General features: G+C 38.9%; 18 protein-coding genes. 8 read left to right on the top strand and 10 right to left on the bottom strand.

Annotated features, from left to right (window positions below):
* Position 1: 1 nt before the first annotated feature.
* On the bottom strand, positions 2 to 1,417 hold the full coding sequence (locus tag AC0VZ4_RS17655) for an ATP-binding protein (protein ID WP_475440305.1): 1,416 nt from the start codon (positions 1,415 to 1,417) through the stop codon (positions 2 to 4).
* On the bottom strand, positions 1,395 to 2,084 hold the full coding sequence (locus AC0VZ4_RS17650; protein ID WP_475440304.1) for a response regulator: 690 nt from the start codon (positions 2,082 to 2,084) through the stop codon (positions 1,395 to 1,397). Before AC0VZ4_RS17650 ends, AC0VZ4_RS17655 begins: the two co-directional genes overlap by 23 nt.
* A gap of 189 nt (positions 2,085 to 2,273) precedes the next feature.
* Here AC0VZ4_RS17650 and AC0VZ4_RS17645 point away from each other — a divergent pair, with 189 nt between their 5' ends.
* Complete coding sequence (locus tag AC0VZ4_RS17645; RefSeq protein WP_475440303.1) at positions 2,274 to 2,762, top strand: Spy/CpxP family protein refolding chaperone; 489 nt, start codon at positions 2,274 to 2,276, stop codon at positions 2,760 to 2,762.
* Between the two features lie 49 nt (positions 2,763 to 2,811).
* On the opposite strand, the gene AC0VZ4_RS17640 is transcribed toward AC0VZ4_RS17645, so the two are convergent.
* The 3 genes from AC0VZ4_RS17640 to pilB form a co-directional block, all read right to left on the bottom strand.
* The gene (locus AC0VZ4_RS17640) at positions 2,812 to 4,137 is read right to left on the bottom strand and encodes an IS4 family transposase (RefSeq protein WP_475440302.1); all 1,326 of its coding nucleotides are present in this window, start codon (positions 4,135 to 4,137) and stop codon (positions 2,812 to 2,814) included.
* 300 nt (positions 4,138 to 4,437) lie between these two features.
* Complete coding sequence (yacG, locus tag AC0VZ4_RS17635) at positions 4,438 to 4,668, bottom strand: DNA gyrase inhibitor YacG (protein ID WP_007376049.1); 231 nt, start codon at positions 4,666 to 4,668, stop codon at positions 4,438 to 4,440.
* Between the two features lie 116 nt (positions 4,669 to 4,784).
* Entirely contained in the window at positions 4,785 to 6,461 is a 1,677-nt protein-coding gene (gene pilB / locus AC0VZ4_RS17630) for a type IV-A pilus assembly ATPase PilB (protein ID WP_475440301.1), read from the bottom strand.
* A 296-nt stretch (positions 6,462 to 6,757) separates the two neighbouring features.
* On the opposite strand from pilB, the gene AC0VZ4_RS17625 reads away from it, so the two are divergent.
* Positions 6,758 to 7,519 carry an IS5 family transposase gene (locus AC0VZ4_RS17625; RefSeq protein WP_475440300.1) on the top strand — a complete coding sequence of 254 codons (762 nt, stop codon included), beginning with the start codon at positions 6,758 to 6,760 and terminating at the stop codon, positions 7,517 to 7,519.
* Positions 7,520 to 7,618: 99 nt separating this feature from the next.
* Here the strand turns inward: AC0VZ4_RS17625 and coaE are convergent, their stop codons facing one another.
* The 5 genes from coaE to nadC form a co-directional block, all read right to left on the bottom strand.
* Entirely contained in the window at positions 7,619 to 8,266 is a 648-nt protein-coding gene (gene coaE / locus AC0VZ4_RS17620; RefSeq protein ID WP_475440299.1) for a dephospho-CoA kinase, read from the bottom strand.
* A gap of 1 nt (position 8,267) precedes the next feature.
* On the bottom strand, positions 8,268 to 9,152 hold the full coding sequence (locus AC0VZ4_RS17615) for a prepilin peptidase (protein WP_475440298.1): 885 nt from the start codon (positions 9,150 to 9,152) through the stop codon (positions 8,268 to 8,270).
* 15 nt (positions 9,153 to 9,167) lie between these two features.
* Positions 9,168 to 10,397, bottom strand: coding sequence for a type II secretion system F family protein (locus tag AC0VZ4_RS17610; RefSeq protein WP_475440297.1), 1,230 nt, complete (start codon positions 10,395 to 10,397; stop codon positions 9,168 to 9,170).
* A gap of 112 nt (positions 10,398 to 10,509) precedes the next feature.
* The gene (locus tag AC0VZ4_RS17605) at positions 10,510 to 10,959 is read right to left on the bottom strand and encodes a pilin (protein ID WP_475440296.1); all 450 of its coding nucleotides are present in this window, start codon (positions 10,957 to 10,959) and stop codon (positions 10,510 to 10,512) included.
* A gap of 668 nt (positions 10,960 to 11,627) precedes the next feature.
* A complete protein-coding gene (nadC, locus tag AC0VZ4_RS17600; RefSeq protein ID WP_475440295.1) occupies positions 11,628 to 12,473 on the bottom strand; it encodes a carboxylating nicotinate-nucleotide diphosphorylase in 846 nt (281 codons plus the stop codon).
* 321 nt (positions 12,474 to 12,794) lie between these two features.
* Between nadC and ampD the strand changes: the two genes are divergently transcribed.
* The 6 genes from ampD (at position 12,795) to lpdA (ending at position 21,682) form a co-directional block, all read left to right on the top strand.
* Complete coding sequence (gene ampD / locus AC0VZ4_RS17595; protein ID WP_475440294.1) at positions 12,795 to 13,349, top strand: 1,6-anhydro-N-acetylmuramyl-L-alanine amidase AmpD; 555 nt, start codon at positions 12,795 to 12,797, stop codon at positions 13,347 to 13,349.
* 13 nt (positions 13,350 to 13,362) lie between these two features.
* Positions 13,363 to 14,214, top strand: coding sequence for a beta-lactamase regulator AmpE (ampE, locus tag AC0VZ4_RS17590; protein WP_337119487.1), 852 nt, complete (start codon positions 13,363 to 13,365; stop codon positions 14,212 to 14,214).
* Between the two features lie 403 nt (positions 14,215 to 14,617).
* Positions 14,618 to 15,367, top strand: a complete 750-nt coding sequence (pdhR, locus tag AC0VZ4_RS17585; RefSeq protein ID WP_002957764.1) for a pyruvate dehydrogenase complex transcriptional repressor PdhR — start codon at positions 14,618 to 14,620, stop codon at positions 15,365 to 15,367.
* An 88-nt stretch (positions 15,368 to 15,455) separates the two neighbouring features.
* Entirely contained in the window at positions 15,456 to 18,122 is a 2,667-nt protein-coding gene (gene aceE, locus AC0VZ4_RS17580; protein ID WP_475440293.1) for a pyruvate dehydrogenase (acetyl-transferring), homodimeric type, read from the top strand.
* Between the two features lie 10 nt (positions 18,123 to 18,132).
* Positions 18,133 to 20,052, top strand: a complete 1,920-nt coding sequence (gene aceF, locus AC0VZ4_RS17575) for a pyruvate dehydrogenase complex dihydrolipoyllysine-residue acetyltransferase (protein ID WP_475440292.1) — start codon at positions 18,133 to 18,135, stop codon at positions 20,050 to 20,052.
* A 205-nt stretch (positions 20,053 to 20,257) separates the two neighbouring features.
* A complete protein-coding gene (lpdA, locus tag AC0VZ4_RS17570; RefSeq protein WP_342863826.1) occupies positions 20,258 to 21,682 on the top strand; it encodes a dihydrolipoyl dehydrogenase in 1,425 nt (474 codons plus the stop codon).
* Positions 21,683 to 21,803 lie beyond the last annotated feature (121 nt).

The following is a 21,803-nucleotide window of genomic DNA, read 5'->3' as shown; positions in this document are numbered from 1 at the left end:
TTTACTCTTTAATTATTGGCAACGTTATATTTGCACATAAGCCGCCTTGTTCTTTATTCGATAATACTAAGTTGCCACCATGTGCAGTAATTGCATTTTTGGCAATTGCCAAGCCTAACCCCGTACCGCCGCTAACTCGGTCTCGCGCATCTGACTGTCTAAAAAATGGTTCACAGAGCTTATTAAGTTGGTTATTAGGGACTCCAGGTCCATCATCACATATTTCTATATAAATGGCATCAGTATGCTTTAGAGTAATGCTAATAGTGCTATTGGCGTATTTAATCGCATTACGTAGTAAATTTTCAAGTGCGCTGGCAATTAGTGTTTCATCACAGTTAACACTAATGTCTGCACTTCCCATAATCTGTAATTGCTTGTTGTTTTGTTTTGCTTCAAATTGTGCGTCATTAAGCACATGGTCAATTATAATTTGCAATGATTGTTGTTGAAGTGAAAGTGCCTGACTTTTCGCCTCTAAACGAGACACTTGCAGTACATCAGCAATCATTTTGTCTAGTTGATTAGCTTCTTTTTCTATGCGCAGTAAATAGGACTGACTCGCTTCATTTGCTTGCATTTGAGCAAGGCCCGTTGCCATTTTTAAGCGGGTAAGAGGTGAGCGTAACTCATGTGATATATCTGCAAGTAAGCGTTTTTGCGAGCTAATTAATTGCTCTAATTGATTAGCCATGCTGTTAAAATCACGACCGAGTATACCGAGTTCATCTTTTCTGCTTACTGAAATGGCCGCTCGAGCACTTAAATCACCACCAGATAATTTAACAGCTGCTTTTTTTAGGCTATTTATAGGGGCAATTAAGTTACGACTAAATAAAAAGCTTAAAATTAGAGAAGCGATGATGGCGATAGAAATTTTCATCCATCCAGGCATAAGCTTTAAGCGAAGGAACAAAGGTGGCTGATGATTTATGTCTATTTCATACAAGTAAAAGTTGCCCGAGGGTACTGTAATTTGAATAGGGCCAAATGCTTGATACTTTTCAGCAAAAATAATTTGCGGTGACATTGTCTTAGTAAAATTAAGTAGGCTCAAATCAACGTCATTCGGGACTTCTTTATTTGTTAATGAGTCTTCTTGTTGCTCAGCACTTAAATATAATAACTTACGTTTAGATAAGCGTGGGTGAGACAACATATCACTCAGTGTCCGCTTATGTTTTACAACAGAGCGTTCTATACTTTTGGCTGTATAGAGTAAGTTTTTTTCCATCGGACCGTGTAATGGCTCGTTACTAACGGCGTTGATTGCCGTAATGTTGCTTAAGAAAACCAGTGCTGTAATCGTGCCTATTATAGTTAGCCAAAACCATATAAATATTTTAAAGAATAAGTAATGCCCAGGATGTTTAAGCCAAGACAAAGAGCCTACTTTATTCTCCTTGGATAAAGACATAACCTGTTCCTCGCATTGTTTTGATTCGCTCGCCTGAAATATGCTCAGCTATTTTTTTACGGATATTGCTTACATGCATATCAATAGAGCGATCGAAGGAAGCTAAGCGACGGCCAAGTACCTCTTCACTTATGAGTTCTTTACTGACTGCTTCGCCTGCATTTTTGCTTAAAAGGGCTAGTATTTCGTATTCGGTGCCTGTTAATGTAAGTGTATGATCATTAACAGACGCTTCTCGAGCGGCTAAGTTAATAGTGATCCCATTAACCTGTAACTTATTACTGGTAGTGATGTTAAAGCTATTAATATGCTCTATACGGCGTGTAATCGCTTTAACACGGGCAAGTAACTCACGGTGGTTAAATGGTTTAGGGATATAGTCGTCTGCGCCAAGTTCTAATCCGAAAATACGATCGAAATCTTCCCCTTTTGCTGTAAGCATGATTACCGGCGTGAGTTTTGTTTGCCTAAGTTGTTTAAGTACTTCAAAGCCATCTAGAGTTGGTAGCATCACATCAAGTAGTATTAACGCATAATCGTTTACTTGCGCTAGCTTAAGACCTTGTTCACCGTCATGTACGCTTTGTATTTCAAAACCTTGGGCAGTTAAATATTCACTTAATAGCTCACAAAGGCCGGTATCGTCGTCAATCATTAATAGTTTCATTTACAAACCCTTAGAGTTGCTTATGGCGTTATTTTACCCACTAAATTGTGCAAAAGTGAATCTTTACACAACCTTTACACTGCTTTGCGTTACTTTGCATTGAGTTAGGTATAGTTAACTTAGTTGATTAAGCAGTCACAACCACACAAATTGAACCAATAGTTAAACCAAATAATTAAGGTAATGATTATGACTAAATTAAATACACTTTCTAAATTAGTACTTGTTTTTGGCCTGGCAACAGCAACACTTGGTGCCGGTAGTGTTATGGCTAAAGCTGACGGGCATAAACAAGGTCATTCTCAAGCTCGTTTTTTACTTTCTGAGCGCGGCGTTGAAAAATTAAGCCTAACAGATGAGCAGCAAACTAAGCTAAAAGCTATTTTTGCAGCGCAAAAAACACAAATGAAAGCATTACGTAGCGACGATAAAGAAGCTCGTAAAGCGATGCGTGAAGCGCATAAAGCAAAAATGGATGCGTTACTTTCGGCTGCAACATTTGATGAAAATGCAGCTAAAGAGTTATTAAATGAACGCCATGAAAAGGGTGAACAATTTGGTTTAATTAAACTAAAAACGCAGCACCAAGTAATGCAAGTATTTAACGCTGAGCAAAAAGAGAAATTTGCTAAAATGCAAAAGCGTATGAATAAAAAGCACCGTAAACAAAAAAGTTAATTTTACTTTTTTGTAAATACTAAAAAACCAGCGTAATGCTTAATGCCAGTCAGTTAACAGCTGACTGGCGTTTTTTATTGGGGTATTTACTGGGTTTTGGTTTCACACATCTCGGATACGCCCGCTCCTGTTTTATCGGTAATATGTGATGTTCAACTTGAGCTTGTAATTGCTCTATTGATTTAGGTATCCGTCCTGCATTTTCTATAAACATTGTATGAATAAGGTTAATAATACTAATAGCACACGTCGTAAAACTCAGGTGTTTTGCATATATTCCAGACTTTTTCTGCGCCATTTTCACCATCTGATATCGGAGCAAGTTATAGCTCAACATTACGCCCCATAATTCTTGCGCTATCATCTCAGGTTTCTTGCTGCGTAGCGTGAAGTGACTATTCAGTAACGTTTGTTTCATTTCTCGATAACCAAGTTCAATTTCCCACCGTTCACTATAGAGGTCAACAATGTCAGCCTTAGGGAAACGCATTGGATCAGTCAGTGAAGTGAGTATATTCACCTCTTTCCCCTTAACCGTTTTTGTGACTAGCCTGACTTCAATGCTCTGTGGTAAATCGTCGAACTTTTTTCTCGCTTGTGCTGTTGCTTTTAGCTTGATAAGTTTGTCTTGACGACCTAAAGAGCGAACAATTTCATATTGCGTGCCTTTTCTCATCGGTTGAAGCCAATGCCTATTTTCCCCAGCATGATGCCAACGATTGAGTAAGCCTAGAGAATAGAAGCCTCTATCAAATAACGTCAGTGAGTTATCGGGTGTTGCCTCGATTAAGTCTTCAGCCAACACCATTTCACTAGTACGACAACTACCAAAGGCGCTCCCCATTAATAAATGGCTAGTTAACTCCATCAAACACACCATGCGAACCTGAGGGAAAGCCGTGTCACCATGCTGATTTTTCCACACGGAGAATGCATGTTGATTTTCAGCAGTATCCGGTGTGCGCCAAATAACACCATCAACACCCAGTAGTGATAGCCCGCACCATGTGGGATGGTTCGCATCAGCATTCCACATTTGCTGACTTTTCTCAAAAACCTGTTTAATGGCATCAGCCCCAAGCCGCTGCCTAGCCTGTACAACCGCACTGGGTGCAACGAGTTCTTTTTTACCTGGTAAAGCGAGCCCTAATTTACTGACAATACTCCACAGTGGGTCTTCACGATAAAACGACATACAAATGACTGTCCAAACGGCTATCTCAACAGGAAGCCTTCTTTTCCTTATCGTCGCGACACCAGCGGTTTCAGCGCATTGTTTGATAAAGTCAGGACATAAAAAATCACTCAGTTGACCTAAGCCTTCTGAATTGGGTGCGTAGCTATTGGCAAGAGAAAGTGCGGTAGTGAGTTGCAAAATAAAAGGCTCCTGAATAAATTCAGAAGCCTTTATAAACTAACCAGAAGATCGGTCAATGGATCGTCAAATATTTCTTAACTGATCGGCATTAGGCGTAATGCTGGTTTTTGCTTTTATACCAATTCGTTTAATTAAGTGATCTATTTTGAGGGAAGAAAATCGTGTCGATAACAAGGCAAAAATTTCGTTATTTAGTTGTTCTATATCAGAAATTTTTAACGTAGTTAACGTCTGATTTAACCCCTCAAGTTGATTAAGTATTATTGCGGATTGGTATTAGGGCATTATGGAGATAAATTATTTAAAAAAGTCATCTTCATTTTTGGCCATCATAGCTTCAATATCTTCAATCATATCTTGGCTAAACTCTTGTGCTGATGTAATTGGCGCTGAAATTTTATTATTTTCAAACGACCACTCACCAAGATCAATTAGTTGGCAGCGTTTAGAACAAAAAGGCCGATGTGGGCTCTGTTCTGACCACTCAACTTTAGCTTTACAGGTTGGGCAGTTTACAATAGTAGGCATAATTTACTCTCTACAATCTTTTTTTTGCATTTTACATTACTTAGATATGAGTCTCTAGGTATAAGTAAGGCTCTGAATTTAGTGTTCAGAACCTTGTCGCTTTTAACTATGGATCTTTAAAAACTTGTTACTCGATTAATTTCAGCAAGAGAGGTCATTCCATCAGCCGCTTTACGAATACCTGATAATCGCAAGTTATTAAATCCTGCTTTAAGTGATACTTCTGCTATTTCTAATGAATTACCGCCACGCATTATAATTTGTGCTATCTCTGGTGTTATTTGCATTACTTCATAAATACCGACACGACCTTTATAACCATCGGTACAACTATCACATCCTTTTGGTGCATAGAGGGTCATTTCACTAATTTGTTGCTCGCTAAAACCTTGGCGGGTAAGTTCTTCGTTTGGTAATATTTCCGGTGTTTTACATTTAGGGCATAAACGTCGAGCCAAGCGCTGGGCTATAATCAAACTAATTGAACTTGCTACGTTATACGCTGGTACGCCCATATTTAATAACCGAGTTATCGTTTCAGGTGCTGAATTAGTATGCAGCGTTGATAGTACTAAGTGACCTGTTTGCGCCGCTTTTATTGATATTTCAGCTGTTTCGAGGTCACGTATTTCACCTACCATGACGACATCAGGATCTTGGCGTAAAAATGCACGTAATGCATTTGCAAAGGTCATATCGGCTTTAATATTAATTTGTACTTGGTTTATACCTTCGAGATTAATTTCGACAGGATCTTCTGCGGTACTAATATTACGCTCTGGTTGATTAAGTATATTTAAACCAGTGTAAAGTGATACTGTTTTACCCGAGCCCGTTGGTCCTGTAACTAAAATCATCCCTTGAGGCTGGGCAAGCGCATCCATATAGAGTTTTTTCTGCTCCGGCTCGTAGCCTAATACATCAATACCTAGCATTGCGCTTGATGAATCAAGAATACGCATTACTATTTTTTCCCCCCACAGGGTCGGCATTGTACTTACACGAAAATCGATACTTTTACGTTCAGAAATTTTTAGCTTTATACGACCATCTTGTGGTTTACGTTTTTCGGCAATATCTAGGCGTGACATTACTTTTATTCGTGCAGAAAGTTTTGTCGCTAAAGTATTAGGCGGGCTGGCTACCTCATGCAAAATACCATCAATACGAAAACGGATGCGATACTTATGCTCATAAGGTTCAAAGTGTAAATCAGAGGCGCCTTTTTTAATGGCATCCATTAGGATTTTATTGATGTAAACAATGATAGGTGCATCATCTTTTTCATCATCTTTTGGGGTGGCTTCTTTAGTGTTTTCACTATCTAAGTCAGCAAATTCTTTAAATTCGTCATCACTTAAATTTAAGTTGCCAGTTGCATCAAGCAATTGGTCAACTTTTTTATCAAGTTCAATGTAGTCAACTACTACTATTTCACAGGATAAGCCGGTACTAAATTCATAGTTTTCAAACGCACCATAATCGGTCGGATCAGACGCGGCTATGTATACTTTTCTACCTTTTTGCACCATGGGTAAAATATGGTGTTTACGGATCAACTTTTCTTTTACAAGTTCGGCTGGGATCCTTGCAGGTTCAAAGTCTTTTAAATCGAAATAAGGTACGCGAAATAAATCAATACATTGCTCAGCTAAATCTTTGCTATCGATGTTTCCACATTTGGCAATAAGCTCGGCGGTTGAGGCAAAATCTCGTTGTTTTACTTTAACGGTATCTGCATCAATACGGCCAAGGGTAATAAATTTTCTTAGTAACGGTGAGTTAATATTCATTGCGCACCTGCTTAATTCGTTAATGATTAGCAATTTATCAGAAAAAACAAGGAGATTATATTACTCTTCATCAGATGGACTAGTTTTGCTAACTAAATATTGTTTTATAAATTATCTTATTGTTTTACATTACTTAACCTGAACTCTGATTAAGGGATTTACTAACATATTGAACCATAATAATATTTAAATTTAGTTTTCTTTAGCTAGGGCGTGTTGATCTTTGCGGTATAAAAAACAAACAGCATAAGGATAAGGTATAATTGAATTCGCTAAAAAACATTACACGAACCCTCATGCCAAGATTAATGTTAACAGACGCGACATGGAATGTCTTATCAAAAGTAATGCACTTAAGTGGTCGAATTTATAATAAGCCTGAGCATAGAAAAACGCTCGAAGGCATACTCTATAGGATGCGTGCCGGTATTCCTTGGCGAGATTTACCGTCTTATTTCGGCTCGTGGAGTGCTATTTATAGACGATTTAATTTATGGTCCAAAAAAGATATTTTGAATGAATTATTTCGAGTGTTATCCCACTATGCTGATATGGATTGGATCTTTATTGATGGCAGTATTGTCAGGGCTCACCAGCATAGTTGCGGTGCAAGAACCGCTGACAATGAATCAATCGGTAAGAGTCGAGGTGGTAATTCGACTAAAATTCATCTTGCAGTAGATAGCGGAGGATTGCCTGTTTATTATGAATTATCCTGTGGAAATACGCATGATATCGTCCATGCAGAGTCACTTGTAGCCAATTGCCCAACGAGTAATGTTGTTGTCGCAGATAAAGGCTACGATAGTGAAAAACTAAGAGAGTTTATTCGTGACAATAGCGCTACACCCGTTATTCCACGCAAGGATAACAGTTTAGTGGGTAATGAAGATATTGACTGGTGCATGTACAAATATAGGCACTTAGTTGAGAATGCCTTTGGTCGGATCAAACAATATAGAGGGATAGCCACACGGTATGAAAAGCTTGAGCGGAATTATCATTCCATGCTCGCTTTAGCATTCACTATGATGTGGCTACCAATATGGGCTGATTAATATATATACTACAAAGATCAACAGCCCCTAGATATTTCAACGCAGTTAGCGCTGAAAGTAACAGCTTAAGATAGATTTATTATCCAGAGTTCGGGTTATCTAACTCGCATTTTTTAATGCTAATTGCATATAACGAGTATGTAGAGACCGAAGTGATAATTTGACTAACACTAAATCCCTATCATTATTTAAAATATCATCTGCTTTTTTACGTTTATTTTCGCGAGACATTTGTGTTGCAATAATACTATTTACTTGTTCAAGGCTCACATTATCACGCTTAAGTGTGCGCTCGACTTGGACATTTTTAGGTACGTCAATGAGTAGGGTTCGGTTACAGTACTTATCGAGACCATTTTCAAATAATAACGGGGCAACTAAAACCACGTAAGCACTATTAGCGGCATTTAAATCAGCGACTATTTTTTTGCGAATAAGAGGATGCAGCAAGTTATTTAGCCACTGTTTATCAGCATCGTTAGTAAAAATGCGCTCTCGTAAGGCACTTCTGTTTAGCGTGCCATCGCTAAGTAATAACGTATTGCCAAAGTGCGTTATTATTGCATTTAAACCACAGCTCTTGGGCTCAACTACTTGGCGAGCAATAATATCCGCATCAACAATGGTTATATCAAGTTCCTCAAACATGTCACTAACTACTGTTTTTCCGCAGCCAATACCACCTGTTAAACCCAAAACCCAATTGTTTTTTTTATTGCTAGAGAGTTTAATTGTTTGCTCACTCATTTTAATAACCAATTAAATTAAAATAAATGTTTTGTAATTCAGTGCCCCATAGCATAGTGATCCAGCCTGCAATGGCAAGGTAAGGACCAAATGGAATCGGGGTTGCTTTGTCTTTTCCTTGAATACTGAGTAATACAATGCCAATAACAGCGCCAACAATGCTTGAAAGTAATATAATGCTAAGTAGTGATTGCCAACCAAGTAATGCACCAAATACAGCGAGTAATTTAAAGTCGCCATAGCCCATACCTTCTTTACCCGTTAGTAACTTAAATAGCCAAAATACACTCCATAGGCTCAAATAACCAAAAACCGCTCCCATAATTGCATCGCTCGGCGCTACGGTATAGCCCATTATTGACGCTATTAAAGCAAGCCATACTAGTGGTAATGTAAGTTGATCGGGTAATAGCATATGGTCTATATCAATAAAGGTTAGTGCAACTAATGCCCAAGTAATCAATATATACATTAAAGCTTGTTCATTTGCGCCCGTAGTAAAAGCAATAAATAAGCTTAATATTGCTGTAATGGCTTCGACTGCAGGATAGCGTATTGATATAGGGTTATTACAACTTGCACATTTTCCTTTTAAAAATAACCAGCTAATAACAGGAATATTTTGCCAAGGTTTAATAGCCGTTTTGCACTTTGGGCAGGTTGAGTTTGGCTTTACTAAATTAAATTGCTCGTTATTTATTGCTTTACTATTTTTAAGCTCGTCTTCTAACAGTATTCTGCACTCACTTTGCCATTCTTTTTGCATCATAAGTGGTAGGCGATAAATCACTACATTTAAAAAGCTGCCCACACATAAACTAACCAAGCCAACGGTGGTTAGATAAAACCACAGCTCATTTTGCATTACTTCTACAATACTTTGCATATAAAAACCAAATAATTAAATAACAGAACCAAGTTGGAAAATAGGAAGGTACATAGCAACAATTAAACCACCAACCAGCACACCGAGTACAGCCATAATTAATGGCTCTAGTAAGCTCGATAAGCCATCTACAGCATCGTCTACTTCTTGCTCATAAATAGTCGCGACCTTAGCTAACATACCATCGAGCGAGCCAGATTCTTCACCGATAGCAACCATTTGGATTACCATGTCAGGGAAGATTTTTGAGTTTCTCATTGCCCAGTTCATCTGGTTACCTGAGCTAACCTCTGCTTTAATATCTAAAATAGCATAACGGTACACTGCATTGCCCGAAGCACCAGCTGCTGAATCAAGTGCATCAACTAATGGAACACCGGCAGCAAATGTGGTCGAAAGTGTTCGCGCATAACGTGCCACAGCCGCTTTGTTTAAAATCATGCCAATAACAGGGAGCTTAAGTATGGCTCTGTCGGTTGTATCCCTGAGCTTTAGGCTTCTTAATTTAGCCTCTTTAAAGGCCCAGCCAAAAGCCACTATCGCAATCAGAATCATCCACCAATAAGCCTGCATAAAGTCAGAAATACCAATTACGAATAATGTAAATGGAGGAAGTTCAGCCCCAAACCCTGCAAAAATATCCTGAAACTGTGGTACTACAAATATTAATAATATCGAGGTTACAATGCCGGCAATAACTAATACCGAAATGGGGTAAAACATTGCTTTTTTAATTTTTGATTTAAGCGCTTCTGATTTTTCTTTATAAATAGCTATGCGATCAAATATTTTATCAAGTGCTCCTGACTGCTCGCCAGATTCAACTAAATCACAATATAAGTCATCAAAATAACGTGGATATTTTCTAAGTGATAAGGACAAAGGTTGACCAGCTTTTACATCATCGCCTACAGCTGAGATAAGCTTGGTAACGCTTTTATTTGTTGAGCCAGAAGCTATCATTTCAATAGATTGAATTAAGGGTACACCAGCCATTAACATAGTGGCAATTTGGCGAGTAACCAAGGCGATATCTTTAGGTGTTATTTTTTGAACACTCTGAATACCAAATAAAGGTTTCGGCTTACGTTTAACTTTTGAGGGGGTAATACCCTGCTTACGAAGCTGTGCTTTTACTAGCGCGATACTATTTCCGGCGAGTTCACCTTCAAGGCGTTTTCCTCGAGCACTAACACCGACCCACTGAAATATGTCGAGTCCCTTGTCTTCTTGTTTTTTTGCCATAAATTAGACTTCCAAATAACAATTTAGAATTGAGGAAAAAGTAATTATATTGACAGGTCAATAAAAAACGCTCAAAAATGAGCGTTTAATTTTTGCTTGGCTAAACTATAAATTATGGTGTTGTTGTTGTTGTTGCAGCAGCTTGAGGGCAGCTTTTTGGTGCAAGAGATGCATCACCAGTTATACCTGCAGTCGCACATTCCCAGAGACCTGTAGAATCAGTTCGAGTCCAGGTTATAGTTGCTCCAAGAACTTGTGTAGGTGCTTTAACAATAGTACAGACGATGGTTGTTCCAGTTGCTGTGATATTACAATTTTGAGTCGATGTCTCTTTAATACTTTTAAGATCACTAATTCCTGTGATTGTTTCACCATTATTTCTCTTTATTTCAAATTCTGTTTTAGCGCCTGTGATTTCAGCTAAACCAGCCGTTAACTTTGATGTTGCTTGATAATCAGAGTAGGCAGGCAATGCAATTGCAGCAAGAATACCGATGATTGCTACTACAATCATTAATTCAATTAGGGTGAAACCCTGTTGTTTTTGAGTCATTGTTTTCATGTTTCCTCTCCTAAAGGATAGATTTTTGTAGGTTAAATCATATAAGCGGCAAAATTGCCTAACTTAATTGATTTATTTACTGTTTTATTTAAAGTAAATTTTACTGCATTTTTAGCTTAGGTTTAAAACACAAAAGCTAAACACGAATTCATTATATAAGCTATTAAACGATTAACTAAACACTCATTCCTTTATATGCTAGTAATACCAAACTGCATAAATCTTTGAACAATTTAACGAATTAAATTGCACTATAACGTCGTTAAAAATTTTTTATTTAGAACAACTAGATACAAAAATTTTTGCCTAGTTCTAGCGTAATTTTCTTAACGTTAAATAGACCCCATATATAAGCAGATTGGTATAACAACTAACAACTCAGAGTATAGACATAAAATAAACAGTTTAGTGATTTTCGTTTTTACAACGTTAATAACAATCTGCTTTTTACTTGTTGTACCTCTGTTACATTAGTATTGCTTTTAAAGTGCAAGTATACACCGGTGAAATTCTATCACTGTTTTTTACTATTTAGCATCGTTGTAAAGCTAAAAAAGGATACTTTATTTAACAAATTGTTACAAGGTAATCCTTTTGGGTTATTAAATGCTTTTTTTCATATTCTGTCAATGAATTAGCGAGGTTTAAGTTTTATTTTTGTATTATTTTCAGTCGAAACGCATAGACAAATCGATTGATTGTAAATTTTTTGTTAGTGCTCCGCTTGATATAAAATCAACACCCGCTTGTGAGTAGGTTTTAAGCGTTTGTAGAGTCATATTGCCTGAAACTTCAAGCTTTGCGCGTTTATTAGTTAAAACAACGGCTTGCTTAATTTGTTCAACACTAAAGTTATCCAGCATTATAATATCAGCGCCAGCATTAATGGCTTGATCTAGCTCATTAAGTGATTCAACTTCTACTTCAATTGGTTTATTTGGGTGATTTAATTTTGCTTGAGTAACGGCTTTGTCAATTGTGCCACAGGCTGCGATGTGGTTTTCTTTAATTAAGAATGCATCAAATAAGCCAATGCGATGATTTGCTCCGCCGCCACATTTTACTGCGTATTTTTGTAATGCGCGAAGCCCTGGTATGGTTTTACGGGTATCGAGTAATTGTGTTGTGGTGCCACTTAACTCTTTTACGTAATGGGCCGTTGTTGTGGCTGTGCCAGATAATGTTTGTACAAAGTTAAGCGCGGTACGCTCTGCCGTTAATATTGAGCGGGCTGAACCGGAGGCCGTAAATAAAGTGCTGTTAGCTTTAACGGCATCACCATCATTTATAAGCACAGTTACGTTAACTGTTGGATCTACTTGTTTAAATACTTCAAGGATGATGTCTTTACCGCAAAATATGCAGTCTTCACGTGTTATTACTTTAGCGCTTGCTTGCTCGTTTTGTGGGATCAGTTGCGCGGTAATATCACCCTCTTGCGCAGTTTGATAATTTAAATCTTCGTCGAGTGCAAGAGTAACAAGTTGACTAATTAAGGTGTGCGAAATAGACATAGCAAAGCTCATAAGCGTTAATAAATTAAGAAAATTTTACTATGTTTGTAGATGAAAGAGAAGCGATTGGCTTTGTTCCGATATAAAGATAAGCGCGCGAAATAAATTTGCACCTACGGTTTGATGTATGTCGTAGGTGAGGTTTTATACCTCGCTTTTTAAACACCCAAGCTACGTTACATGAGCAGACGTAAATTCGCACCTACGGTTTGGTGTATGTTGTAGGTGAGGTTTTACACCTCGCTTGTTACTATCATTGTTTTAATAAATCCTTTAGCATCAGCGATATGTATATCTTGATATTTATATAATAAACGTATCATGAAAATAGATTTAAGTGGTGTTTTAAGTACGGTAGTGCAGCGGCCTTGTTCGCATTTTGATGAGCGCCCTGATGAGGCTGATATTTCTTTATTGGTGATTCACAATATATCATTGCCAGCAGGGCAGTTTGGTACACCTTTCGTTGATGAGTTATTTATGGGTAGCATTAACTGTAATGCTCATCCGAGTTTTAGTGACTTAAAGAATTTACGTGTATCTGCCCATTGCTTTATTAAGCGCACCGGGAATGTTTTACAATACGTGCCATTTAATAAGCGCGCATGGCACGCCGGCTTATCTGAATTTGAAGGGCAGGCGGCGTGTAACAATTTTAGCATTGGTATTGAGCTTGAAGGAACTGACACCACTCCTTATACTTTAATGCAATATAATGCGTTAGCTGTTTTGAGCAAATCAATAATGCAACGCTATCCAAAAATAACGCCTTCACGTATTGTGGGGCACTGCGATATTGCTCCAGGGCGAAAAACCGACCCAGGTAGTAGCTTTAATTGGCAATTGTTTTTAAATATGCTTGAGCAATCAAGCTAAGAGAGTAACTACAATGATTTTGGTTTCTATAATAATTGCACTAATACTTGAGCGTCTAGGTGCTCGGTCTAATTATTGGCAAATAAGTTATTACGCAAATGGTTATTTAAATCGCTCTAATAAATTACTTGGTGATAAGGGCTTATTTAGCTCAACACTGGGATTTTTAGTTTGGCTTGCACTCCCTGTTATAGCTATAGCGCTAGTTTATTGTTTGTCAGATTTTGTATTGTGGCAGTTGGGTATTAATATCGCGGTACTTTTAGTGTGCTTTGGTTGTGCTAAGCAGCGTGCTTTATATAAATCGTATTTAAATGCGTTAACGCGCGACGATGGTACTGCAGCATCTTTATATGCACTACAAATAGGGCAAAAACGTACTGAAGCGCAAGAAAACGGTGAAACTTTTGGGCAAACTTTGGCGTGGGTAAATTTTAGATTTTACTGCGCTGTTATTTTTTGGTTTGTTGTTTTAGGCGCGCCAGGCGCTGTTTTATATGCATTAGTGCGTACCTTAGCTGATTTAGTACGAGAGGATCATAAAGTAATCTTTGCTAAGCGCTTTAAACTTATACATAAACTACTATTTTGGCTTGATTGGTTACCTGCGCGTATTACTAGCTTTGGTTATTTAGTAATAGGTAACTTTAATAAAGGCACAAGTTGCTGGTTACGTTATGCGCTTGATTTTTCAAGTCCTAACCGTAAAGTTGTAACGTATACCGCATTAGCTGCTGAACAAGTAGAAAAACGTTATTATGGTTGCACTTACGAAGCCACCTGCATGATTAAACTAGTAAAACGTAATGTATTATTTTATTTAGTGTTAATCGCGCTATTAACCTTGTTTGGCGGACTGTCTTAGTAACGCTGAGTTCTCTTCTATAAAATCGTTTAATAAAATGAGTGGTGGGACATTTATATAAAGTGCAGCACCCCACCCTCCGTACTTATTTTTTGATATCGCTTTTTCGTTAGCGAACCCTCAATTAAAGTAGAGTTAAAACTCTAAATCCATCTGGTCAGACCAGTTGTTTTCATCCTATTAACGTTATAACAATTTTTGTAAATTGCGCATTGTTTAATCTTCGTTCAAAATGCGTTACGCTACTGCCAAGGTATAAATACACTGTAAATTGACAGCTATTAGGCTTTTTGATACCGTATTGAAAATTTTTGGTATGACCAATTTACCTTTTGGGTAAATCATACGACTTAAAGCCCCGTTTTGTGGGCTCTTGGTATTTATACAACGCGGACGTTGATTCATGTCTTTAAAGATTAAAGCAGCAAAATTATCTGATGTTATTTTACAGCAACTTGAGAACATGATTCTTGAAGGCTCGTTAGCACCAGGTGAAAAGTTGCCACCAGAGCGTGAACTAGCAAAGCAATTTGAAGTGTCTCGCCCGTCACTACGAGAGGCAATTCAAAAGTTAGAAGCGAAAGGTTTAGTTACGCGTCGCCAAGGTGGCGGCACGTTTGTAAAAAATCAGCTCGAAGAAGGGCTTACTGATCCACTTTTTGATTTGATTAGTAAACACCCTGAGTCGCAGTTTGATTTACTTGAATTTCGTCATGCATTAGAAGGGATTGCTGCTTACTACGCAGCACTGCGCGGGACCAGCAACGATTTTAGCAAAGTAAAGCAAAGCTTTGATGAAATTGCCTTAGTTAATGATGATTTACAGCAAAAAGCAAAAGCAATTAATGCATTTCACTTTAGTGTGGCTGAAGCTTCGCATAATGTCGTGTTATTGCATTTAGTTAGAGGTATGAAAGCGCTGCTTGAGCAAAATGTATTGCAAAATTTAACTGTTCTATTAAAAAAGTCAGATATTAGCAGTCAATTAGCCCAACACAGGCGTTTATTAATGGATGCCGTTATTGACGGTAATCCAGAACAAGCCCGTTTAGCAAGTAATGCGCACTTAGCATTTATAGAAGAAGCATTGCTTGAAGCAGGCAAAGAACATTCGCGAATTGAACGTAGTTTAAGACGCACTAAACAAAATTAAGTTAGTACATAATTACTTTGAACACACATTAAGTAGCTGTGATATTAAATTAACAATATTCGTATTTTAAACATAAGGAAACCTCCATATGTCTGAAGTCAATAAAATTGACGTAGACGCGCTAGAAACACAAGAGTGGTTACAAGCTCTTGAATCAGTTGTGCGCGAAGAAGGTGTTGAACGAGCTCAGTTTTTACTTGAGCAAGTATTAGAGCAAGCCCGTTTAGACGGCGTTGATATGCCAACGGGTATTACCACGAACTACGTTAATACTATTCCTGTAGATCAAGAACCTGCTTACCCGGGTGATGTAAATCTTGAGCGTCGTATTCGTTCAATTATCCGTTGGAACGCGATTATGATCGTTCTACGTGCATCTAAAAAAGATCTCGACTTAGGCGGCCATATGGCGTCTTACCAATCATCTGCTGCATTTTATGAAGTGTGTTTTAACCACTTCTTTAAAGCACCAAATGATGTAGACGGTGGTGACTTAGTTTATTACCAAGGTCATATTTCTCCAGGTATTTACGCACGTGCATTTGTTGAAGGGCGTTTATCTGCTGCGCAACTAGATAACTTCCGTCAAGAAGTTGATGGCGAAGGCTTACCATCGTACCCACACCCTAAGTTAATGCCTGAGTTTTGGCAGTTCCCTACGGTATCAATGGGCTTAGGTCCTATTTCATCAATTTATCAAGCACGATTCTTAAAATACTTAGATGGTCGTAGCTTAAAAGACACTAAAAACCAACGTGTATATGCGTTTTTAGGTGACGGTGAAATGGATGAGCCAGAATCACGCGGTGCTATTTCTTTTGCTGCACGTGAAAAGCTAGATAATCTTTGTTATTTAGTTAACTGTAACTTACAGCGTTTAGACGGCCCGGTTATGGGTAACGGTAAAATTATTCAAGAGTTAGAAGGCTTGTTTAAAGGCGCTGGCTGGAACGTAATTAAACTAGTGTGGGGCAGCGGTTGGGATATTCTTCTAGCTAAAGACACAACGGGTAAATTACTACAGTTAATGAACGAAACTGTGGATGGTGATTACCAAACATATAAAGCGAAAGATGGCGCGTACGTACGTGAGAACTTCTTTGGTCGCTACCCAGAAACAGCTGCTCTTGTTGCGGACATGACAGATGACGAAATTTTCGCGCTTAAGCGTGGTGGTCATGAATCGTCAAAACTATTTGCTGCATTTAAAAAAGCAGAAGAAACAAAAGGTCGTCCAACTGTAATTCTTGCTAAAACTGTAAAAGGTTACGGTATGGGTGAAGCCGCTGAAGGTAAAAACATTGCGCACCAAGTGAAAAAAATGGACATGTCGCATGTTGCACATTTACGTTCACGCCTTGGCCTTGATGACTTAGTATCTGAAGATCAATTAAAAGAATTACCATACCTAGAGCTTGAAGAAGGTTCACCTGAGTACAAGTACCTACATGCTCGTCGTGATGCACTTAAAGGTTATACACCTAAACGTATTCCACGTTTTAGTGAAAAACTAGCATTGCCAGAAGTAGACGCATTCAAGCCGCTACTTGAAGAGCAAAAACGTGATATCTCTACCACTATGGGCTTTGTTCGTGCACTTAATATCTTATTAAAAGATAAGGGCATTGGTAAAAACATCGTACCAATTATTGCCGATGAAGCGCGTACATTTGGTATGGAAGGTTTATTCCGTCAAATCGGTATTTACAATCCGCATGGCCAAAACTATACGCCGCAGGATCGCGATATTGTTTCTTACTATAAAGAAGCGACTTCTGGTCAAGTACTGCAAGAAGGTATCAATGAGTTAGGTGCTATGTCGTCATGGGTTGCTGCTGCAACTTCATACAGCACTAACGATTTGCCAATGATCCCATTCTACATTTACTACTCTATGTTTGGTTTCCAACGCGTTGGTGACATGGCATGGATGGCGGGCGATCAACAAGCACGTGGTTTCTTATTAGGTGCTACTGCGGGTCGTACCACGCTAAATGGCGAAGGCTTACAGCACGAAGATGGTCACAGTCATATTCTTGCCAATACGGTTCCTAACTGTATTTCTTATGACCCAACTTACGCGTTTGAAGTCGCTGTTATTGTACAAGACGGTATTCGTCGTATGTACGGTGATGACCAAGAAAATATTTACTACTACCTAACGCTTATGAACGAAAACTACCATCAGCCAGCTATGCCAGAAGGCGCTGAAGAAGGTATTCGTAAAGGTATTTATAAGCTTGAAAGTTACGAAGGTAAAAAAGCCAACGTACAGCTATTAAGCTCAGGTACTATTATGACTGAAGTACGTAAAGCCGCTACGATTCTAAGCGAAGAGTATGGTATTGCGTCTGACGTGTTCTCTGTAACGTCTTTCAACGAATTAACGCGTGAAGGTCAAGATGTTGAACGTTTTAACATGCTTAACCCTGAAAGCGAGCAAAAAACAGCATTTATCACAAGCGTATTAAACGACTCTGTGACTGTTGCAGCAACGGATTACATGAAAAACTACGCAGAACAAGCGCGTTCATTCATTCCAAGCAGCAACTACAAAGTGTTAGGTACAGATGGTTACGGTCGTTCTGATAGCCGTGAAAACCTACGTCGTCACTTTGAGGTTAACGCGGGCTACGTTGTTGTTGCTACGTTATCTGAACTTGCTAAACGCGGTGAAGTTGAGAAGTCAGTAGTTGTTGAAGCACTTAAAAAGTTCAACATCGACACTAACAAACTTAACCCACTGTACGCATAAGAGGTTTGCAATGAGTATTGAAATTAAAGTACCTGATATTGGTGACGACGAAGTAGAAGTAACCGAAATATTAGTAAGCGTTGGCGACAAAGTAGATGTGGACCAATCACTATTAAATGTTGAAGGCGACAAAGCATCAATGGAAATACCTGCTTCGCAAGCGGGTATAGTGAAAGAGATCAAAGTAAACGTTGGCGACACCGTTACAACGGGCTCTTTAGTGTTTTTGTTTGAAGGTGAGAGTGAAAGCACTGGCTCGACTAATGCATCCGCCGCTGCTCCAGCTAAACCTGAAGAGGCAGCACCAGCTGCTTCTACAGGTTCTTCGACTAAAGAAGTAACTGTACCAGATATTGGCGATGACGAAGTTGAAGTAACTGAAATCATGGTTGCTGTTGGCGACACCGTTGAAGAAGAGCAATCTATCTTAAACGTTGAAGGCGACAAGGCTGCAATGGAAGTGCCAGCACCATTTGCTGGAACGGTTAAAGAAATTAAAGTAGCCGCTGGCGATACAGTTAAAACAGGCTCGTTAGTGTTTGTTTTTGAAGTAGCAGGAAGTGAATCTGCAGCACCGGCTAAAGAGTCGGCTCCTGTAGAAGCGCCAGCAGTTAGCTCAACAGCAAACGCAGCACCAAGTACTAAAGAAGTTAATGTACCTGATATTGGTGGCGATGAAGTTGAAGTAACTGAAATTATGGTTGCAGTTGGCGATACGGTTGAAGAAGATCAATCAATCTTAAACGTTGAAGGCGACAAAGCTGCAATGGAAGTACCAGCTCCATTTGCAGGTACAGTTAAAGAAATTAAAGTAGCCGCTGGCGATAAAGTATCGACTGGCTCATTAATTTTTGTATTTGAAGTTGCAGGCAGCGCGCCAGTAGCAGCATCTGCACCAGTTGAAAAATCAGCACCTGCAGCAGCGGCTAAAACTGAGTCAGCACCGGCTCAAACAGCACCTGCAAAAGCAAGTAATGAAAGCTTCACAGAAAACAGCGCGTATGCTCATGCATCACCTGTTGTTCGCCGTTTAGCACGTGAGTTTGGTATTAACCTAGCTAACGTTAAAGGCACTGGTCGTAAAAACCGTGTGGTTAAAGAAGACGTGCAAAACTATGTTAAAACACTGGTTAAGCAAGTTGAATCTGGTCAATTATCAGCAGGTAGTAATGCTGGTGGCAGCGAGCTTGGTCTAATTCCATGGCCTAAAGTCGATTTTGCTAAGTTTGGTGAAATTGAAGAGAAAAAACTATCTCGCATTCAAAAGCTATCAGGCAAAAACTTACACCGTAACTGGGTACAAATCCCACACGTTACACAGTTTGACGAAGCTGATATCACCAGTCTTGAAGTATTTCGTAAAGAGCAAAATGCACTTAGCGAGAAGAAAAAGCTGGGTGTTAAAATCACACCTCTTGTGTTTGTGATGAAAGCAGCGGCTAAAGCACTTGCAGACTTCCCAACATTTAACTCTTCACTGTCTAACGATGGCGAAAGTTTAATTCTTAAGAAGTACATTAACATTGGTGTTGCTGTTGATACGCCAAATGGTTTAGTAGTGCCAGTGTTTAAAGATGTTGATAAAAAAGGCATTATTGAATTATCACGTGAACTAATGGAAGTATCTGTTAAAGCCCGTGACGGCAAGCTTACATCGTCTGATATGCAAGGTGGCTGTTTTACTATCTCTAGCCTTGGCGGTATTGGCGGTACGGCATTTACGCCGATTGTTAATGCGCCAGAGGTTGCTATTTTAGGTGTATCTAAATCTGAAATGAAACCTAAATGGAATGGTAAAGAGTTTGAACCTAAACTAATGGTTCCACTTTCTATGTCATACGACCATAGGGTTATTGACGGAGCATTAGCTGCACGCTTTACTGTGACTCTTGCAAGTTACATGAGCGATATTCGCCAGTTGGTGATGTAACCAGTTTAGAAAAATTGGTATACGCAATAAAATAAATAGAATCAAATCCCAGCCAGTTGTTTTTAGCTGGGATTTTTACCATTTGCAATGATACAATCTTTGTACGAATTGCATCACTTTGTGCGCTGCTCACTCTTTCTGCCTTGCAGAAACATGGCAGTTAAATTTTAGGGCAGTGTCCCGTTCAAACAATTAAGGTAAAAGCATGAGCAACGAATTAAAAACTCAAGTTGTTGTACTAGGCGGTGGTCCTGGTGGTTATTCTGCGGCTTTCCGTGCTGCTGACTTGGGCTTAGAAGTTACATTAGTAGAATCTCGCGAAACATTAGGTGGCGTATGTCTTAATGTTGGTTGTATTCCTTCTAAAGCACTTTTACACGTAGCTAAAGTGATTGATGACGCAGCTGAAATGTCATCTCACGGTGTTACTTTTGGCGCACCAAAAATCGATCTTGACCAAGTTCGTACTTGGAAAGATTCTGTAGTTGGCCAGTTAACTGGTGGACTAGAAGGTATGGCCAAAATGCGTAAAGTGAAAGTTGTATCTGGATACGGCAAATTCACTGGCAGCAATACTTTAGTAGTTGAAGGCGCAAACGGCGCTACAACTATCACGTTTGATAACGCGATTATTGCAGCAGGTTCTAAACCAGTTAACTTACCTTTCATCCCACAAGATGACCGTGTAATTGATTCAACTGGCGCGCTAGAGCTTAAAGATGTACCAGAAAAGCTACTTGTATTGGGTGGTGGTATTATCGGTCTTGAAATGGGTACAGTATACCGTGCGCTAGGTTCTGCAATTGATGTTGTAGAATTTGCTGATCAATTAGTACCAGCAGCTGATAAAGACATTATCAAAATTTACCAAAAATACGTAAGCAAAAAATTCAACGTAATGCTTTCAACTAAAGTTGTTGGTGTTGAAGCTAAAGAAGATGGCTTATACGTAACGTTTGAAGGTAAAAACGCACCAGCAGAACCAGTACGTTACGACAAAGTACTTGTTGCAGTTGGCCGTACTCCAAACGGTAACTTACTTGATGCTGAAAAAGCGGGCGTAAACGTTGATGAGCGTGGCTTTATTAATGTTGATAAGCAATTACGTACTAATGTAAGCCATATTTTTGCAATTGGTGACTTAGTTGGCCAGCCTATGCTTGCGCATAAAGCGGTTCATGAAGGTCATGTTGCTGCAGAAGTTATTTCTGGTCAGAAGCATTTCTTCGACCCTAAATGTATTCCTTCAATAGCGTATACTGACCCAGAAATCGCTTGGGTAGGTGTTACTGAGAAAGAAGCAAAAGAGCAAGGCTTAAAAGTTGAAACTGCGGTATTCCCGTGGGCAGCATCTGGTCGTGCAATTGCATCTGCTCGTACTGAAGGTTCTACTAAACTTATCTTTGATAAAGAAAGTGGCCGTATAATCGGTGGTGCTATGATCGGTATTAACGCGGGCGAAATGCTTGGCGAAATCGGTTTAGGTATTGAAATGGGTGCTGATGGTGAAGACTTAGCGCTTACAATTCATGCTCACCCAACATTGAACGAATCAATCGGCCTTGCAGCTGAAATCTTTGAAGGTTCGATCACTGACCTACCAAACAAAAAAGCAGTTAAAAAGAAGTAATTTAACTCTTTAGCATTTGTTTGAAAAACCCAACTTAGGTTGGGTTTTTTTATGTCTGATTTTTAATTTGAGAGATGTTGAATTAATTCAATGATACCAATCTGCTTATATATGGGGTCTA

Source organism: Pseudoalteromonas sp. QJM3NY_22, assembly GCF_056173065.1.
This window is presented reverse-complemented; position numbering and strand designations above follow the sequence as displayed.

Excerpts from the sequence above, each read along its gene's own strand:
- AC0VZ4_RS17645 (WP_475440303.1), top strand. The coding sequence starts at position 2,274 with ATGACTAAATTAAATACACTTTCTAAATTAGTACTTGTTTTTGGCCTG.
- AC0VZ4_RS17655 (WP_475440305.1), bottom strand. The coding sequence starts at position 1,417 with ATGTCTTTATCCAAGGAGAATAAAGTAGGCTCTTTGTCTTGGCTTAAA.
- ampE (WP_337119487.1), top strand. The coding sequence starts at position 13,363 with ATGATTTTGGTTTCTATAATAATTGCACTAATACTTGAGCGTCTAGGT.
- pilB (WP_475440301.1), bottom strand. The coding sequence starts at position 6,461 with ATGAATATTAACTCACCGTTACTAAGAAAATTTATTACCCTTGGCCGT.
- AC0VZ4_RS17615 (WP_475440298.1), bottom strand. The coding sequence starts at position 9,152 with ATGCAAAGTATTGTAGAAGTAATGCAAAATGAGCTGTGGTTTTATCTA.
- coaE (WP_475440299.1), bottom strand. The coding sequence starts at position 8,266 with ATGAGTGAGCAAACAATTAAACTCTCTAGCAATAAAAAAAACAATTGG.
- pdhR (WP_002957764.1), top strand. The coding sequence starts at position 14,618 with ATGTCTTTAAAGATTAAAGCAGCAAAATTATCTGATGTTATTTTACAG.
- AC0VZ4_RS17650 (WP_475440304.1), bottom strand. The coding sequence starts at position 2,084 with ATGAAACTATTAATGATTGACGACGATACCGGCCTTTGTGAGCTATTA.
- AC0VZ4_RS17610 (WP_475440297.1), bottom strand. The coding sequence starts at position 10,397 with ATGGCAAAAAAACAAGAAGACAAGGGACTCGACATATTTCAGTGGGTC.
- nadC (WP_475440295.1), bottom strand. The coding sequence starts at position 12,473 with ATGTCTATTTCGCACACCTTAATTAGTCAACTTGTTACTCTTGCACTC.
- yacG (WP_007376049.1), bottom strand. The coding sequence starts at position 4,668 with ATGCCTACTATTGTAAACTGCCCAACCTGTAAAGCTAAAGTTGAGTGG.
- ampD (WP_475440294.1), top strand. The coding sequence starts at position 12,795 with ATGAAAATAGATTTAAGTGGTGTTTTAAGTACGGTAGTGCAGCGGCCT.
- AC0VZ4_RS17605 (WP_475440296.1), bottom strand. The coding sequence starts at position 10,959 with ATGAAAACAATGACTCAAAAACAACAGGGTTTCACCCTAATTGAATTA.
- aceF (WP_475440292.1), top strand. The coding sequence starts at position 18,133 with ATGAGTATTGAAATTAAAGTACCTGATATTGGTGACGACGAAGTAGAA.
- lpdA (WP_342863826.1), top strand. The coding sequence starts at position 20,258 with ATGAGCAACGAATTAAAAACTCAAGTTGTTGTACTAGGCGGTGGTCCT.
- aceE (WP_475440293.1), top strand. The coding sequence starts at position 15,456 with ATGTCTGAAGTCAATAAAATTGACGTAGACGCGCTAGAAACACAAGAG.
- AC0VZ4_RS17625 (WP_475440300.1), top strand. The coding sequence starts at position 6,758 with ATGCCAAGATTAATGTTAACAGACGCGACATGGAATGTCTTATCAAAA.